The organism is Actinopolyspora alba (assembly GCF_900112765.1).
Classification (GTDB): Bacteria; Actinomycetota; Actinomycetes; order Mycobacteriales; family Pseudonocardiaceae; genus Actinopolyspora; species Actinopolyspora alba.
Map to the genome: position 1 here is coordinate 321,096 of NZ_FOMZ01000007.1, position 15,450 is coordinate 336,545.

The 15,450-nt window shown below is 69.1% G+C and carries 14 protein-coding genes; 13 read left to right on the forward strand and 1 reads right to left on the reverse strand.

Going from position 1 to position 15,450, the window contains the following annotated elements; all coding sequences use genetic code 11:
• Window positions 1-68: 68 nt before the first annotated feature.
• Complete coding sequence (bldD, locus tag BM150_RS12970; RefSeq protein WP_043574581.1) at window positions 69-557, reverse strand: transcriptional regulator BldD; 489 nt, start codon at window positions 555-557, stop codon at window positions 69-71.
• A 263-nt stretch (window positions 558-820) separates the two neighbouring features.
• Here bldD and pyrR point away from each other — a divergent pair, with 263 nt between their 5' ends.
• From pyrR to metK, 13 genes are all read left to right on the forward strand, one after another.
• The gene (pyrR, locus tag BM150_RS12975; protein ID WP_092927460.1) at window positions 821-1,483 is read left to right on the forward strand and encodes a bifunctional pyr operon transcriptional regulator/uracil phosphoribosyltransferase PyrR; all 663 of its coding nucleotides are present in this window, start codon (window positions 821-823) and stop codon (window positions 1,481-1,483) included.
• Window positions 1,483-2,415: an aspartate carbamoyltransferase catalytic subunit gene (locus BM150_RS12980; RefSeq protein WP_092927549.1), complete on the forward strand. Its 933-nt coding sequence runs from the start codon at window positions 1,483-1,485 to the stop codon at window positions 2,413-2,415. Before pyrR ends, BM150_RS12980 begins: the two co-directional genes overlap by 1 nt.
• Window positions 2,412-3,758: a dihydroorotase gene (locus BM150_RS12985; RefSeq protein WP_092927462.1), complete on the forward strand. Its 1,347-nt coding sequence runs from the start codon at window positions 2,412-2,414 to the stop codon at window positions 3,756-3,758. The genes BM150_RS12980 and BM150_RS12985 overlap by 4 nt, the downstream gene beginning before the upstream one ends.
• A complete protein-coding gene (locus tag BM150_RS12990; RefSeq protein ID WP_092927464.1) occupies window positions 3,758-4,330 on the forward strand; it encodes a PH-like domain-containing protein in 573 nt (190 codons plus the stop codon). Before BM150_RS12985 ends, BM150_RS12990 begins: the two co-directional genes overlap by 1 nt.
• Window positions 4,327-5,448 (forward strand): glutamine-hydrolyzing carbamoyl-phosphate synthase small subunit, encoded by a 1,122-nt coding sequence (gene carA / locus BM150_RS12995; protein WP_092927466.1) that lies wholly within the window; start codon window positions 4,327-4,329, stop codon window positions 5,446-5,448. The genes BM150_RS12990 and carA overlap by 4 nt, the downstream gene beginning before the upstream one ends.
• A complete protein-coding gene (gene carB, locus BM150_RS13000) occupies window positions 5,448-8,825 on the forward strand; it encodes a carbamoyl-phosphate synthase large subunit (RefSeq protein WP_092927468.1) in 3,378 nt (1,125 codons plus the stop codon). Before carA ends, carB begins: the two co-directional genes overlap by 1 nt.
• Window positions 8,822-9,667 (forward strand): orotidine-5'-phosphate decarboxylase, encoded by an 846-nt coding sequence (gene pyrF, locus BM150_RS13005; protein WP_092927470.1) that lies wholly within the window; start codon window positions 8,822-8,824, stop codon window positions 9,665-9,667. The genes carB and pyrF overlap by 4 nt, the downstream gene beginning before the upstream one ends.
• A gap of 151 nt (window positions 9,668-9,818) precedes the next feature.
• Window positions 9,819-11,009, forward strand: coding sequence for a glycosyltransferase family 87 protein (locus BM150_RS13010; protein WP_175496802.1), 1,191 nt, complete (start codon window positions 9,819-9,821; stop codon window positions 11,007-11,009).
• 476 nt (window positions 11,010-11,485) lie between these two features.
• On the forward strand, window positions 11,486-11,803 hold the full coding sequence (gene mihF / locus BM150_RS13015) for an integration host factor, actinobacterial type (protein ID WP_092628730.1): 318 nt from the start codon (window positions 11,486-11,488) through the stop codon (window positions 11,801-11,803).
• Window positions 11,804-11,841: 38 nt separating this feature from the next.
• Window positions 11,842-12,429 carry a guanylate kinase gene (gmk, locus tag BM150_RS13020; protein ID WP_092927550.1) on the forward strand — a complete coding sequence of 196 codons (588 nt, stop codon included), beginning with the start codon at window positions 11,842-11,844 and terminating at the stop codon, window positions 12,427-12,429.
• Window positions 12,430-12,645: 216 nt separating this feature from the next.
• Window positions 12,646-12,912, forward strand: a complete 267-nt coding sequence (rpoZ, locus tag BM150_RS13025) for a DNA-directed RNA polymerase subunit omega (protein WP_342752576.1) — start codon at window positions 12,646-12,648, stop codon at window positions 12,910-12,912.
• A complete protein-coding gene (coaBC, locus tag BM150_RS13030) occupies window positions 12,909-14,171 on the forward strand; it encodes a bifunctional phosphopantothenoylcysteine decarboxylase/phosphopantothenate--cysteine ligase CoaBC (protein ID WP_092927476.1) in 1,263 nt (420 codons plus the stop codon). Before rpoZ ends, coaBC begins: the two co-directional genes overlap by 4 nt.
• A 113-nt stretch (window positions 14,172-14,284) precedes the next feature.
• A partial coding sequence (metK, locus tag BM150_RS13035) for a methionine adenosyltransferase (RefSeq protein WP_092927478.1) occupies window positions 14,285-15,450 on the forward strand: 1,166 nt, incomplete at its 3' end.

Genomic DNA, 15,450 nt, shown 5'->3' on the forward strand with positions numbered 1-15,450 from the left:
GTCCCGACGATCGGCGGACATCGGTGTGGTCCGCACCCGTGTCGGAACGAGTGCGGACCACGGGTTCGTCACTCCTCGCGGGCCGGACGGGCCTCGGGAGGAAGGACGCCCCAGTCGATGAGCTGTTCGGTGAGTTCCCCCGGCGACATGTCGTAGATGATGGCCAGGGAACGCAGGTCCTCGGTGCGGATGGACAGCACCTTGCCGTTGTAGTCACCCCGCTGGCTCTGGATCGTGGCCGCATAGCGGGCCAGCGGCCCCACCTTCTCCGCGGGAAGCTGTTGCAGCCGTTCGAGGTTGATCACAACCTTCGTCGCGGGTTCCGCGCTGGAGGGAACCCGCCCCTCCGGCAGCAGCTCGGCTACCGGAACACCGTAGAAGTCGGCCAGCTCGGCGAGTTTCTGCACGGTGACCGCACGGTCACCTCGTTCATAAGACCCGACGACCACGGCCTTCCACCGCCCGCCTGACTTCTGCTCGACGCCGTGCAGCGAAAGACCCTGCTGCTGGCGGATAGCGCGGAGCTTGCTGCCCAGCGCCTTGGCGTAGTCGCCCATGTGGCGGTTCTCCGTTTCATTCGCCCCGTCAGCCTAGTTCAAGTTGCCGGGGAGGAACGCTCAGTATTGATACGGAGAGTAATATTCGCTCGCGAGCGTCACCAGGTCAAGCTGCTCTTGGAGTGAGTGTGGCACGAATCCCGTTACACCACCCCGGCGGTTGACCCCCCGACGCTGATAGCGTACAAGGCAAGTCCGGCAGCTGCCGGGCTCCTGGCGTCCTTTAACGGCCCGTCCAGTGAGGCGGGGAAGGAGGTCCTTCCGTGGCGTCACGCCAATCGGCGGACGCGGCGGTTCCGGCCGGAGAGCGCGAATTGCTTTCGGCCGGTGACGTCGCGCGCACCGTCGCCCGAATGGCCCATCAGATCATCGAGAAGACCGCGCTCGACAGCGGCGCCGAACACGTCGTGCTGTTGGGGGTTCCCACCAGGGGAGTGCCACTCGCCCGACGTATCGCGGAGCGCATCGCCACCTTCAGCGGTGTCACGGTTCCGACCGGGGCGTTGGACATCACGCTGTACCGCGACGACCTGCGCCAGCAGCCGAACCGCCCGCTGGAACCGAGCAGCGTGCCCACCGGGGGCGTCGACGACGCGCTGGTCGTGCTCGTCGACGACGTGCTGTTCTCCGGCCGCACCGTTCGTTCCGCGCTGGACGCGCTCCGCGACCAGGGGCGTCCCCGTGCGGTGCAGCTGGCCGTGCTGGTGGATCGCGGGCACCGTGAACTGCCCATCCGCGCCGACTACGTGGGAAAGAACGTGCCGACGGCGCGCAGTGAGGACGTCGCGGTGCGGCTCACCGAGGTGGACGACACCGACGCGGTGCTGTTGCGTCGCCCGGACACCTCGTCGGGTGCCACCCCCGGGCCGGAGCCGAGTAGTGAACCGGGAACCGACACAGCCGACTCGGCCGGAGGGAAACAGTGATACGGCATCTGCTCACGGCCGACGGGCTGGACAGCGAGACGGTGAACACGGTGCTCGGTACCGCCGACACGCTCAAGCAGACGCTGCTCGGCAGGGAGGTGCGCAAGCTTCCCACCCTGCGTGGCCGCACCGTGATCACCATGTTCTACGAGAACTCGACCCGCACCAGGGTCTCGTTCGAGGTGGCGGGCAAGTGGATGAGCGCCGACGTGATCAACGTGTCGGCCTCGGGCTCGTCCACCGGTAAGGGCGAGTCGCTGCGGGACACCGCGCTCACGCTCTCGGCGGCGGGCGCGGACTGCGTGATCTTGCGACACGGCGCCTCCGGCGCCCCGCACCGCCTCTCGGAGTGGCTGGACCACACCGGAACGAGAGTCGTCAACGCGGGCGACGGGACGCACGAACACCCCACCCAGGCGCTGCTGGACGCCGCCACGCTGCGGGAACGACTCGGCGAGCTGTCCGGCAGACGCGTCGGTATCGTCGGTGACCTGCTGCACAGCCGGGTGGCGCGTTCCAACGTGCACCTGCTGCGCACCCTCGGCGCCGAGGTCGTGCTGATCGCGCCCCCCACGCTGGTTCCCGACGGGATCGAGAGCTGGGGAGCCACCGTCACCCACGAGCTGGATCCGCAGCTGCCCACCCTCGACGCGGTGATGGCGCTGCGGGTGCAGTCCGAGCGCATGAACGGCGGGTTCTTCCCGACGGCCAGGGAGTACTCGATCGGTTACGGCCTCAACGCCGCGCGCACCGCGAAACTGCCCGAGCACGCGGTCGTGCTGCACCCGGGACCGATGCTGCGCGGAATGGAGATCGCGCCGCGAGTGGCCGACTCGCCGAGCGCTGCCGTCGAACAGCAGGTTCGGAACGGGGTCCACGTGCGAATGGCCGTGCTGTACCACCTGCTTGCCGGAGAGGAGAGCACGGCGTGACCGAGAACGAACACCCCGCGGGCGAATCCGGGCGGCGGGTACTGCTGCGCGAAGTACGCCCCTACGGCACCGGTGATCCGGTGGACCTGTTGATCGACGACGGCGTCGTGGTCGGAATCGGACAGCACTCCGCCACCGACGCCGACGAGATCGTCCACGCCGGAGGTGCGGTGCTGCTTCCCGGCTTCGTGGATCTGCACACCCACCTGCGGGAACCGGGCGGGGAGGACGCCGAGACCGTCGAGAGCGGCTCGACGGCCGCCGCGCTCGGTGGTTACACGGCTGTGCTGGCCATGGCCAACACCGATCCGGTCGCCGACAACGCGGTGGTCGTCGAGCACGTGCGGCGCCGTGGCCGCGAGGTCGGTCTGGTCGACGTGCGGCCTGTCGGCGCGGTCACGGCCGGGCTGGACGGGAAGCGACTGGCCGAGATCGGTTCGATGGCGCGTTCCCCCGCCGAGGTCCGCGTGTTCTCCGACGACGGGCACTGCGTGGACGATCCGCTGCTGATGCGGCGGGCGCTGGAGTACACCCGCGCCTTCGGCGGTGTGGTGGCCCAGCACGCCCAGGACCCGAGGTTGACCCCCGGCTCGCAGGCCCACGAGGGGCCGAACGCCGCGCGGCTCGGGCTGGCGGGCTGGCCCGCGGCGGCCGAGGAGTCCGTGGTGGCGCGGGACTGCATGCTCGCCGAGCACACCGGCGGCTCGCTGCACGTCTGCCACGTCTCCAGCGCGGGCACCGCGGAGTTCCTGCGGTGGTGGCGGTCCCGTTCGACGGCGGGCTCGGTCTCGGCGGAGGTCACACCGCACCACCTGCTGCTGACCGACGAGCTGCTGGAGACCTACGACCCGCTCTACAAGGTCAATCCGCCGTTGCGCACGGACGACGACGTGCACGCGTTGCGCACGGCGCTCGCCGAGGGCGTCGTGGACTGCGTCGCCACCGATCACGCACCGCACGCCGACCAGGACAAGGACTGCGAGTGGTCGGCCGCCAGGCCGGGCATGCTCGGGTTGCAGACAGCGCTGTCGGTGCTGGTGCGCACCATGGTCCGCCCCGGTCTGCTGGACTGGCGGGGTGTGGCCCGGGTCCTGAGCGAGACACCCGCCCGCGTCGCGGGGCTGTCCCGGCAGGGGCGGCCGATCGAGGTCGGGGAACCGGCCAACCTCACCCTGGTCGATCCGGACACCGAGTGGACGGTGCGCGGCGCCGAGCTGGCGAGCACCGCGGTCAACACGCCCTTCGAGGGGATGGTGCTGCCGGGACGCGTGCTGGCAACGATCTCCGAGGGGCGGATCACCGCGCGCGACGGCAAGGTCGAACCGGTGGAAGGGCGGTCCTGATGGCACGAACGCTCTGGGTGATCGGACTGGCGGCCCTCGCGGTCCTGGTCATCTACGGTATGCGCAAGGGTTGGAACAAGCGCAAACGCGGGCACGACGACCTGGTGGGGTCGTTGCCGGGTGTGCCGCCGGAACTGGACTCGCTGCCCGAGCTGTTGCCCGCCTCGGTGGGACTGTACGTGGGCACCACCGTCGCCGGTGACTGGCAGAACCGGGTCACCGCGGCGACGCTCGGCAACCGGGCGAACGCCACCGCCAGGCTCTACCGCACCGGTGTGTTGCTGGACCGGTCCGGCGACGAGCCGCTCTGGATACCGGTTTCGGCGCTGCACGACGCCCGTGTCGATCACAAGCTGGCCAACAAGGTGGTCCCGGGTGTCGGCATGCTGGTGATCACGTGGCGCCCGGACGGGTACTCCTCGTCGACCGAGGCGTTCGACAGCGGTTTCCGCCACGGCGACGAGACCGATCCCGCCGAGTGGGTGAGCGCGATCAAGGCGTTGCGGCCCACCACGACCACCGATTCCGAGTACGACGACGAGGCCGCGGTTGAGCGGCAGGAGGAAACATGACCGCGCAGGCCCCCGCCGCCCTGGTGTTGGAGGATGGCCGGATCTTTCGCGGCGAGGCCTTCGGCAGTGAGGGCTCTTGCTTCGGTGAGGTCGTCTTCAGCACCGGTATGACGGGCTATCAGGAGACGTTGACCGATCCCTCGTACCACCGGCAGATCGTGGTGGCCACCGCGCCGCAGATCGGCAACACCGGCTGGAACGACGAGGACGACGAGTCCGGAAGGATCTGGGTCGCGGGATACGCGGTACGCGACCCCGCGCGCAAGCCGTCCTCGTGGCGTGCCACCCGCTCGCTGCAGGACGAGCTGCGCGATCAGGGCGTGGTGGGCATAGCCAACCTGGACACCCGTGCCCTGACGCGGCACATCCGGGAACTGGGCGCGATGCGCGCCGGCATCTTCTCCGGCGCGGAGGTCACCGACGATCGGGAGATGATCGACCGGGTCGTCTCCGGTGACCGGATGCTGGGTGCCGACCTCGCGGGCGACGTCACCACCACCGAGCCCTACGTGGTGCCCGCCGTGGGGGAGCGCCGGTTCACGGTCGCGGCGCTGGACATGGGGATCAAGTCCAACACTCCCCGGATGCTCGCCGAACGCGGCATCGAGGTGCACGTGCTGCCGCTGTCCTCCTCGATGTCCGAGATCGCGGCGGTGGAGCCCGACGGGGTCTTCCTGTCGAACGGTCCCGGCGACCCGGCCACCGCCGACCACGCGGTCGAGCTGACCAGGGAGATCCTCTCGCGGCGCCTGCCGCTGTTCGGGATCTGCTTCGGCAACCAGATCCTCGGGCGCGCGCTCGGCAGGGGAACCTACAAGCTTCCCTACGGGCACCGCGGCATCAACATCCCGGTGATCGACTCCGACAGCGGCCGGGTCGCCATCACCGCGCAGAACCACGGGTTCGCCGTGCGCGGCGAGCCGGGTGAGCGATTCGACACCGAGTTCGGTCGCGCGGTGGTCAGCCACCACTGCGCCAACGACGGGGCCGTCGAGGGCCTGCGGATGCTGGACGCGCCCGCGTTCAGCGTGCAGTACCACCCCGAGGCCGCCGCCGGGCCGCACGACGCGGCAAACCTGTTCGACTCCTTCGTACGACTGATGAGCGAGGCACGCTGATGCCGAAGAGGACCGACATCAACCACGTTCTGGTCATCGGCTCCGGTCCGATCGTGATCGGCCAGGCGTGCGAGTTCGACTATTCCGGAACCCAGGCCTGCCGAGTGCTGCGTTCCGAGGGGATCCGGGTCAGCCTGGTCAACTCCAACCCGGCCACGATCATGACGGATCCGGAGTTCGCCGACGCCACCTACATCGAACCCATCACCCCGGAGTTCGTGGAAAAGGTGATCGACGCCGAGCGTCCGGACGCGCTGCTGGCCACGCTGGGTGGGCAGACCGCGCTGAACACCGCCGTGGCGCTGTACGAGCGGGGTGTCCTGGAGAAGTACGGCGTCGAGCTGATCGGCGCCGACGTCGACGCGATCCAGCGCGGCGAGGACCGGCAGCGGTTCAAGGACATCGTTCGCTCGGTGGGCGGCGGCGTGCCCGAGAGCAAGGTGTGCAACTCGATGGACGAGGTGCGCGACTTCGTCACCGAGCGCGGGCTGCCGGTGGTGATCCGGCCCAGCTTCACGATGGGCGGGCTCGGCTCGGGCATGGCGCACACCCACGAGGAACTGGAGCGCATGGCCTCGCTGGGGCTCACGGAGTCCCCGGTGCACGAGGTGCTCATCGAGGAGAGCGTGCTCGGCTGGAAGGAGTACGAGCTGGAGCTCATGCGCGACCACGCCGACAACGTGGTCGTGATCTGCTCCATCGAGAACGTCGACCCGATGGGCGTGCACACCGGCGACTCGGTCACCGTGGCACCGTCGATGACGCTGACCGACCGCGAGTACCAGCACATGCGCGACGTGGGCATCGACGTGCTGCGCGAGGTGGGCGTGGACACCGGTGGGTGCAACATCCAGTTCGCCATCCACCCGAGCACCGGCCGCATGGTCGTCATCGAGATGAACCCGCGGGTGTCGCGCTCCTCGGCGCTGGCCTCCAAGGCCACCGGCTTCCCGATCGCCAAGATCGCGGCGAAACTGGCCATCGGCTACTCGCTGGACGAGATCCCCAACGACATCACCGAGCAGACCCCGGCCAGCTTCGAACCCACGCTGGACTACGTCGTGGTCAAGGCGCCCAGGTTCGCCTTCGAGAAGTTCCCCGGCGCCGACACCCGGCTGACCACCACGATGAAGAGCGTGGGCGAGGCCATGTCGCTGGGGCGCAACTTCACCGAGGCGCTGGGCAAGGCGATGCGCTCGCTGGAGTCCTCCCGCGCAGGGTTCTGGACCGTCCCGGACCCCGAGGGCGTGACGCTGGACTCCACGCTGGACGAACTGGGCGACGGGCACGACGGCAGGCTCTACACCGTCGAGCGCGCGTTGCGCATGGGCGCCACGGTGGCCCAGGTGCACGAGGCCTCCGGGATCGACTCCTGGTTCATCGACCAGATCGCCTCGCTGGTGGAGCTGCGCGAGCAGATCCTGGCCGCTCCCGTGCTGGACGCCGAGCTGCTGCGCAGCACCAAGCGTGCCGGGATCTCCGACCGGCAGATCGCGGCGCTGCGCCCCGAACTCGCTGGTGAGGACGGGGTCCGCTCGCTGCGCCACCGGCTGGGCGTGCGCCCGGTCTACAAGACCGTGGACACCTGCGCAGCCGAGTTCGCCGCGGCCACGCCGTACCACTACTCGGCCTACGAGTCCGATGCCGCCGCCGAGTCCGAAGTGGCCCGGCAGCGCGAGAAGCCGAAGGTGATCATCCTCGGTTCCGGCCCCAACCGGATCGGCCAGGGCATCGAGTTCGACTACTCCTGCGTGCACGCCGCCATGGGGTTGCGTGACGCCCCCGACAACGGCGGCAGCGGGTACGAGACTGTCATGGTCAACTGCAACCCGGAGACGGTCTCCACCGACTACGACACCTCGGACCGGCTGTACTTCGAGCCGCTGACCTTCGAGGACGTGCTGGAGGTCGTGCACTCCGAGCAGGCATCGGGCACCGTCGCCGGGGTGGTGGTCCAGCTCGGCGGCCAGACACCGCTGGGGCTGGCGAGCAAGCTAGCCGAAGCCGGGGTGCCCGTCGTGGGAACAGCGCCGGAGGCCATCCACCTGGCCGAGGACCGCGGTTCGTTCGGCGAGGTGCTCAACCGGGCGGGACTGCCCGCCCCGAGCTACGGCACCGCCACCTCCTTCGAGGGCGCCAAGCGCATCGCCGACGACATCGGCTATCCCGTGCTGGTGCGCCCGTCCTACGTGCTCGGCGGCCGCGGCATGGAGATCGTCTACGACGAGACCTCGCTGGAGAACTACATCGCACGGGCCACCGAGGTCACACCGGAACACCCGGTGCTGGTGGACAACTTCCTCGACGACGCGATCGAGATCGACGTGGACGCGTTGTGCGACGGAACCGACGTCTACATCGGCGGCGTGATGGAACACATCGAGGAGGCCGGGGTGCACTCCGGTGACTCCGCCTGCGCGTTGCCGCCCATCACCCTCGGCCGCCAGGACATCGACAAGGTCCGTCGCTGCACCGAGGCACTGGCCGAGGGGATCGGTGTGCGCGGACTGCTCAACGTGCAGTACGCGCTCAAGGACGACGTGCTCTACGTCCTGGAGGCCAACCCGCGCGCCTCGCGCACCGTGCCGTTCGTGTCCAAGGCGGCGGCCGCTCCGCTGGCCAAGGCCGCTGCCAGGGTCATGTTCGGTGCCAAGATCGCCGACCTGCGGGCCGAGGGCATACTGCCGCCGCACGGCGACGGTGCGGACCTCCCGCCGCACGCTCCGGTCGCGGTCAAGGAAGCCGTGCTGCCGTTCCACCGGTTCCGCACCCCGGAGGGCCACGGCATCGACTCGCTACTCGGGCCGGAGATGAAGTCCACCGGCGAGGTGATGGGCATCGACACCGCGTTCGGCCAGGCGTTCGCCAAGTCCCAGAGCGGTGCCTACGGCTCGCTGCCCACCTCGGGCCGTGTGTTCGTCTCGGTGGCCAACCGGGACAAGCGTTCGATGGTGTTCCCGGTCAAGCGCCTCGCCGACCTCGGGTTCGACATCTGCGCCACCTCGGGAACGGCCGAGATCCTGCGGCGCAACGACATCGCCTGCACCGTGGTCCGCAAGCACAACGAGGATCCGGCCTACGCCTCCGCGCCCTCCGGGACCGACCCCGAAGGGGACCGCGACGTCATCGACCTCATCAAGGCGGGCGAGATCGACATGATCTTCAACACCCCCTACGGCAATCCGGGGCCCAGGGTGGACGGTTACGAGATCCGGACCGCCGCCGTCTCCCGGGACGTCCCCTGCATCACCACCGTGCAGGGAGCCGCGGCCGCGGTGCAGGGTGTGGAGGCCGCCATCCGCGGCAACATCGGCGTGCGGCCGCTGCAGCGGTTGCAGGCGGCGCTGCGGAGCGATCGGAGTGGTGAGACCCGATGACTGTGGTTCACGCGGCCTTCGGGCAGCGGCTCGCCGAAGCCGTGAACGCTCGGGGGCCGCTCTGCGTGGGGATCGATCCCCATCCCGCGCTGCTGCACGCGTGGGGGCTGGAGGAGACACCCGCGGGACTGGAGCGGTTCGCGATGACCGTGCTCGAAGCCGTGGGTGAGGAGGTCGCTGTGGTCAAACCGCAGTCCGCCTTCTTCGAGACCTACGGCTCCCGCGGGCTCGCGGTGCTGGAACGGTTGGTGGCCGAGTGCGCTCAAACGGGCACGCTGGTCGTCCACGACGTCAAACGTGGCGACATCGGGTCCACCATGACCGCCTACGCCACCGCCTATCTCGACGACTCCTCACCGCTGGCGGCGGACGCGATCACCGTCTCCCCCTACCTGGGGTACGGATCGCTCGCGCCCGCCCTGGGCATCGCCGCGCAGACCGGTCGGGGCGTCTTCGTGCTCGCCCGCACCTCCAACCCGGAGGCGGTCGGGTTGCAGCGCTCTGTCACCTCGGAGGGGAAGACGGTGGCGCAGTCCATCGTGGACGCCGCGGCGGAGAGCAACGCCGGGGCGGAGCCGATGGGGCACGTAGGCGTGGTCACCGGTGCCACGGTGCGGCCGGGCGAACTCGATCTAACCGCACTGAACGGCCCCGTGCTCGCCCCAGGGCTGGGCGCGCAGGGGGCCACCGTGCAGGGGCTGCGCTCGGTCTTCGGTGAAACGCTGCCCAACGTGCTGCCCGCGGCCGCCCGCGAGCTGCTGCGGCACGGCCCCGACGTCGCGGAGATCCGCGCCGCCACCCGGCGGATGCGGGCCGATCTGTCCGGTGTGTTCGGACGGTGAATCTCGTGGGACACCCGCACGGCCGGGATTCGTGGTGATTGAATCCCGGCCGTGTCCGACACAGCCACGACGAAGAGCCACGAACTCCTCAGATCCCGCGAGGGGGCACCGAAGACCGGGTCGACACGTCGCCGAGTTCCTCCGTACGTCGGTGGTTCGGCGTCGGCGCTCCTCGTTCGTGCTCGCCTCGTTGGTGCTGCTGCTCGCCCTGAGCGCGCTGTGCCTCGTCTACCTGTCAGGCGAAGGGGAGGCCGTCTACCGGATCCGCGGCGATCTGCAGGTGTACCGCTGGGCGGTTCGCTCCTGGCTGGGCGAGGGACGGATCCCGGACGGATGGGCGCCGTTGAGCAACGGAGTCCTGCTGCCGTGGGTCTACCCGCCGTTCGCGGTGTTACCGCTGAGCCTGTTCGGCGTCGTGCCGATGTGGGCGGCCACCGTGCTGCTCTGGTCACTGAACGTCCTTTCGCTGGCCGTGGTGATCCAGCTCGTGACCCGGCACTCCTGGCACTCGGTCGGATCGCGTGGCGCGACCGTTGCGACCGTGGCGGTGCTCTCGCCGAGCCTGCTGCTCGAACCGGTCCACGCCGGATTCGGCCAGGGCCAGATCAATATCCTGCTGATGGGGATGATCGCCCTCGACTGCCTGGCGCCGTGGTCGAGATGGCCGCGCGGAGTGCTGGTCGGTGTCGCCGCCGCCATCAAGCTGACCCCGGCGGCCTTCCTGCTCTTCTTCCTGGCGCGGCGTGACACGCGTGCCGCGCTGCGGACCGTCGTCATCGGACTGGGGTGCACCGCGCTCGGCTTCGCGGTCGATGCCCGTGCCTCGGTCGACTACTGGCTCCGCACCGGCCCAGCCTCCGAGGTGGCGGGACACCCGCTCAACAGCAACCAGTCGGTCATGGGCGCGTTGACGCGGGCCGTGCCGAACTCGTCCTGGCTGTTGGTGTCCTGGGCGATCGTGACCCTGTTCCTGGTCGGGGTGGTCGTGGCGATACTGCGGCGCTGCGACGCGCCGACCGGCATGGTCTCGGTAGGACTGCTGTCGCTGCTGATCTCACCCACCTCCTGGTCGAACCACTGGGTCTGGTGCGTTCCCGCGCTGCTGCTGTTGTTCGGAGCGGCGGTACGCCGTGGTGGTCTGCTGCTGCCCGGCGCCGCGCTGCTCACGACGTCGGTGTTCGTCGTGGCGCCCTATCACTTCCTGCCGCACGGACAACGCCGCGAACTGGCCTGGACGCCGGCGCAGCATTTGATCGGGGATTGTTATGTGCTGCTCGCGATCGTGGCGTTGCTGTCGCTCTGGTGGTGTCTCCGGAGTGTGGATCCCGCCGTTCGGCGGTGAATGTCACTCGTTCGCTCGATCGCAGGTCGCGCGAACTGTCGCGACGAGGCGTGATATCGGCCACTCTTCGGTGGGAGACGCTCGAACGGGCGGGGGCGGCCCACCACCGTCCGACGGCGGTTCGAGACCGCCGCGCCGGTTCCCGTTCTCCGGTGTTCGCGGTTGTGCGCGAGCCTCCGCCGACTGCCCGTTATCGCGGTTACTGACCTGCGATGAATCGCTCAGCGTCGCTCAACCGCCCGGAAATCGAACAGTTGGGGCCAGTTTTGCCCCGGGTTAGTGCACTTCAGCCTCGTTGTTGGTAGTACTTGCAACGGCCGGTGGTCGTCAGCGTCGTGGGCGAGCCACCCGACAGGCCGGGCGACGGGAGAACCGATGAAACCGACTCGAAAAAGGCGGCCCCGCGTTGTAGCGAGCTGACCTGGGTCGGTACCGTCGCCGCACCGATCAAGAAAACCCACATCACGGAGGACATGGTGGCCCTTCCCCAGCTGACCGAGGAGCAGCGGGCTGCGGCACTCGAAAAGGCGGCTGCCGCCCGTCGCGCCCGCGCTGAGCTCAAGGAGCGCCTCAAGCGCGGTGGGACCAGCCTGGCCGAGGTCTTGGACAGTGCCGACAACGACGAGACCCTCGGAAAGATGAAGGTCTCCGCGCTGTTGGAGGCCCTTCCCGGCGTGGGCAAGGTCCGCGCGCAACAGATCATGGAGCGGCTGGAGATCGCTAGCAGCCGCAGGCTTCGTGGTCTCGGCGAGCGTCAGCGCAAGGCGTTGCTCGCCGAGTTCAACGGGGCGTGATCGACGCGGACGACGGCGTGCTGCCGGGGCGTGCCTCGATGGGTACGCCCCGGCTCACCGTCGTATCCGGACCTTCCGGTGTGGGCAAGTCGAGCGTGCTCGACGAACTGCGGAAACAGGCACCGGATATCTACTTCAGCGTGTCCGTGACCACCCGTCCCGCCCGTTCCGGGGAGATCGACGGGGTTCACTACCACTTCGTCGACCGTGCCGAGTTCGAACGCATGGTCGCGGCGGGCGAGATGTTGGAGTACGCCCGATACGCGGGCAACTACTACGGCACTCCCCGCGCGCCGGTCGAGCGTGCGCTCGCGGCCGGTCGTCCCGCCGTGCTGGAGATCGAACTGCAGGGCGCTCGTCAGGTGCGGCGGAGCATGCCCGACGCCCGGCTGGTGATGCTGCTGCCGCCGTCCTGGGACGACCTGGTTCATCGGCTCACCGGGCGGATGACCGAGGACTCCGAGGTGGTGCGCCAGCGCCTGGAAACGGCCCGTGCCGAACTGGCCGCCCGTACCGAGTTCGATGCCACCGTGGTCAACGCCGATGTGCGGAAAGCGGTGGACGAGTTGGTACGATTGATAGTCGGTCCCCCTCCCGGGCAGCCGCTGCCCTCGAACGATCGGTAGACGTCGCGCGATCCGGTCGCTTCGGCGACGCCGCGGGGCGGAGTGTTTCACCCGAGCGGTCCCTTCGAGTGCCGTCCGGTGGTTCGATACGGTTCCGCGCGCCGGGCCGGTGGGGACTCGGACCGACCAATTTGATCGCCGTCGGAGAGCACAGGAGCCACACACGTGAGCATCCCCAACTCGCTGACCGCCTTCCCCGGCGGCCAGTCTGCCAACATCCAGTCCCAGTCGAGCAGCGGCGCGGCCGAGGGAATCACCGACCCGCCCATCGACGATCTGCTGCACAACGTCAGCTCCAAGTACGCGCTGGCCATCTTCGCCGCCAAGCGGGCCAGGCAGATCCAGGACTACTACGCCCAACTCGGCGAGGGGCTGCTGGAGTACGTGGGGCCGCTGGTCGAGCCGGGTCCGAGGGAGAAGCCGCTTTCCATCGCGCTCCGTGAGATCCACGCGGGTGTGTTGCAGCACTCCGAGGGCGCGTGAGCGACGAGCAGGGGGCGCGTGACGCGCCCCGCGTCGTTCTCGGGGTGGGCGGTGGCGTCGCCGCCTACAAGGCGTGCGAAGTGCTGCGCGGGCTGACCGAGAGCGGGCACGACGTTCGGGTGGCTCCCACCGCCGCCGCGTTGCGCTTCGTCGGAGCGGCCACGTTCGAGGCGCTGTCAGGACATCCGGCGCGGACCGACGTGTTCGACGACGTGCCCGAGGTGCCCCACGTGCGGCTGGGTCAGCGGGCGGATCTGGTGGTGGTCGCTCCCGCCACCGCTGACCTGCTCGCCCGGGCCGCCAACGGGCTCGCCGACGATCTGCTCACCTCGACGCTGCTCACCGCGCACTGTCCGGTGCTGTTGGTGCCCGCCATGCACACCGAGATGTGGGAGCACCCGGCGACCCGACACAACGTCGAGCTGCTGCGTTCCAGGGGAGTCGTGGTCGCCGAACCGGACAGCGGACGACTGACCGGGTCCGATTCGGGCAGGGGGCGCCTGCCCGATCCCGGTGAGATCGTCGATCTCGCGCGGTTGCTGCTGGCCGAGCCCGCGGGGCTACCCCGTGACCTCGAAGGGCGGCGTGTCGTCGTTTCGGCCGGCGGGACACGTGAACCGCTGGACCCGGTGCGCTACCTGGGCAACCGTTCCAGCGGTAGACAGGGGTTCGCCCTGGCCCGAGTCGCGGCGCATCGCGGTGCCGAGGTCACGCTGGTCGCCGCGAACACGGCCGATCTCGTGGTCCCGGCCGGGGTGCGACTCCGACGGGTCGGCACCGCCGAGGAGCTCCGCTCGGAGCTGCTCGAGGTCGCCGACGGTTCCGACGCGGTGGTGATGTCGGCCGCCGTGGCCGACTTCCGGCCCTCCGAGAGTGCCGAGCACAAGATCAAGAAGAACGAGGGCGAACCACCACCGGTCCGGCTCGAGCGCAATCCGGACGTGCTGGGGGAGTTGGTCGAGCAGCGATCGAACGGTCGGCTGCGTGCCGGGGTGATCGCCGGATTCGCGGCCGAAACCGGAGACCCGGACACCACGGTGCTGGAGTACGGTCGCAAGAAGCTCGCGCGCAAGGAGTGCGACCTGCTGGTGGTCAACGCGGTCGGCGACGGTCGTGCCTTCGAGGTCGAGGACAACGCGGGATGGCTGCTGGCTTCCTCGGGCGCGGAGCGCCCCGTGCCGCACGGCTCCAAGACGTTGCTCGCATCCAGGGTTTGGGACGCCGTTGTCGAGCGGTTCGCTGCGGCCCCGGATCACTGAGCCTAGAATTCGTACCGAGACGTCGGATTGCTCGGTCACGTGAGCGGGTGCTGTCCGCGACTCCCGGGCCAATGCCCGACGTCACCAGCCGCGCGGTGCGATGAGGTTTGTCGATGGGACCCGACCAGCGTCGATTGTTCAGCAGTGAGTCCGTGACCGAGGGCCACCCGGACAAGATGGCCGACTCGATCAGTGACGCGATCCTGGACGCGATGTTGGCGCAGGACCCGCGTTCGCGTGTGGCCATGGAGACCATGATCACCACGGGTCAGGTACACCTGGCCGGTGAGGTCACGACCGAGGCTTATGTGGATCTGCCCGCGATCGTGCGGGGGAAGGTCCTGGAGATCGGGTACGACAACTCGGTCAAGGGCTTCGACGGCGATTCCTGCGGCATCAACGTCTCGATCGACGCGCAGTCGCCGGACATCGGTCAGGGTGTCGACAGTGCGCACGAGTCCCGTGTCGAGGGTGTCATCGACGAGATCGCCCAGCAGGGTGCCGGTGACCAGGGGCTCATGTTCGGCTACGCCTCGAACGAGACCCACGAGCTGATGCCGCTGCCGATCGCCCTGGCGCACCGCATGTCCCGCAGGCTCACCAGGGTCCGCAACGAGGGCGTGCTGCCCTACCTGCGTGCCGACGGCAAGACCCAGGTCACGGTCGAGTACGCCGGGGACCAGCCGGTCCGGCTGGACACCGCCGTGCTGTCCACGCAGCACGCCGGCGACATCGACCTCGACGCCATGCTGGCTCCCGACATCCGTGAGCACGTCATCAACCCGGAGATCGAGCGTGTCGGCCTCGACACCACCGACCTCCGCCTGCTGGTGAATCCGACGGGTCGGTTCGTCACGGGTGGTCCGATGGGTGATTGTGGTCTGACGGGTCGCAAGATCATTGTGGATACCTACGGTGGTATGGCGCGGCACGGTGGTGGCGCGTTCTCGGGTAAGGACCCGTCGAAGGTGGACCGGTCGGCGGCGTATGCCACTCGGTGGGTGGCCAAGAACGCGGTGGCCGCGGGGTTGGCGAGCCGGATCGAGGTGCAGACGGCGTACGCGATCGGTAAGGCGGCTCCGGTGGGGCTGTTCGTGGAGACGTTCGGCACCGAGAACGTGGATCCGGTCAAGATTCAGGCCGCGATCAACGAGGTGTTCGATCTGCGTCCGGCGGCGATCATCCGGGATCTGGATCTGCTGCGGCCGATCTACGCGCCGACGGCGGCCTACGGGCACTTCGGGCGCACGGATGTGGACCTGCCCTGGGAACGCACCGA

Coding starts and splice junctions, on each gene's coding strand:
- bldD (WP_043574581.1), bottom strand. CDS start 557: ATGGGCGACTACGCCAAGGCGCTGGGCAGCAAGCTCCGCGCTATCCGC.
- carA (WP_092927466.1), top strand. CDS start 4,327: ATGACCGCGCAGGCCCCCGCCGCCCTGGTGTTGGAGGATGGCCGGATC.
- carB (WP_092927468.1), top strand. CDS start 5,448: ATGCCGAAGAGGACCGACATCAACCACGTTCTGGTCATCGGCTCCGGT.
- pyrF (WP_092927470.1), top strand. CDS start 8,822: ATGACTGTGGTTCACGCGGCCTTCGGGCAGCGGCTCGCCGAAGCCGTG.
- gmk (WP_092927550.1), top strand. CDS start 11,842: ATGGGTACGCCCCGGCTCACCGTCGTATCCGGACCTTCCGGTGTGGGC.
- BM150_RS12990 (WP_092927464.1), top strand. CDS start 3,758: ATGGCACGAACGCTCTGGGTGATCGGACTGGCGGCCCTCGCGGTCCTG.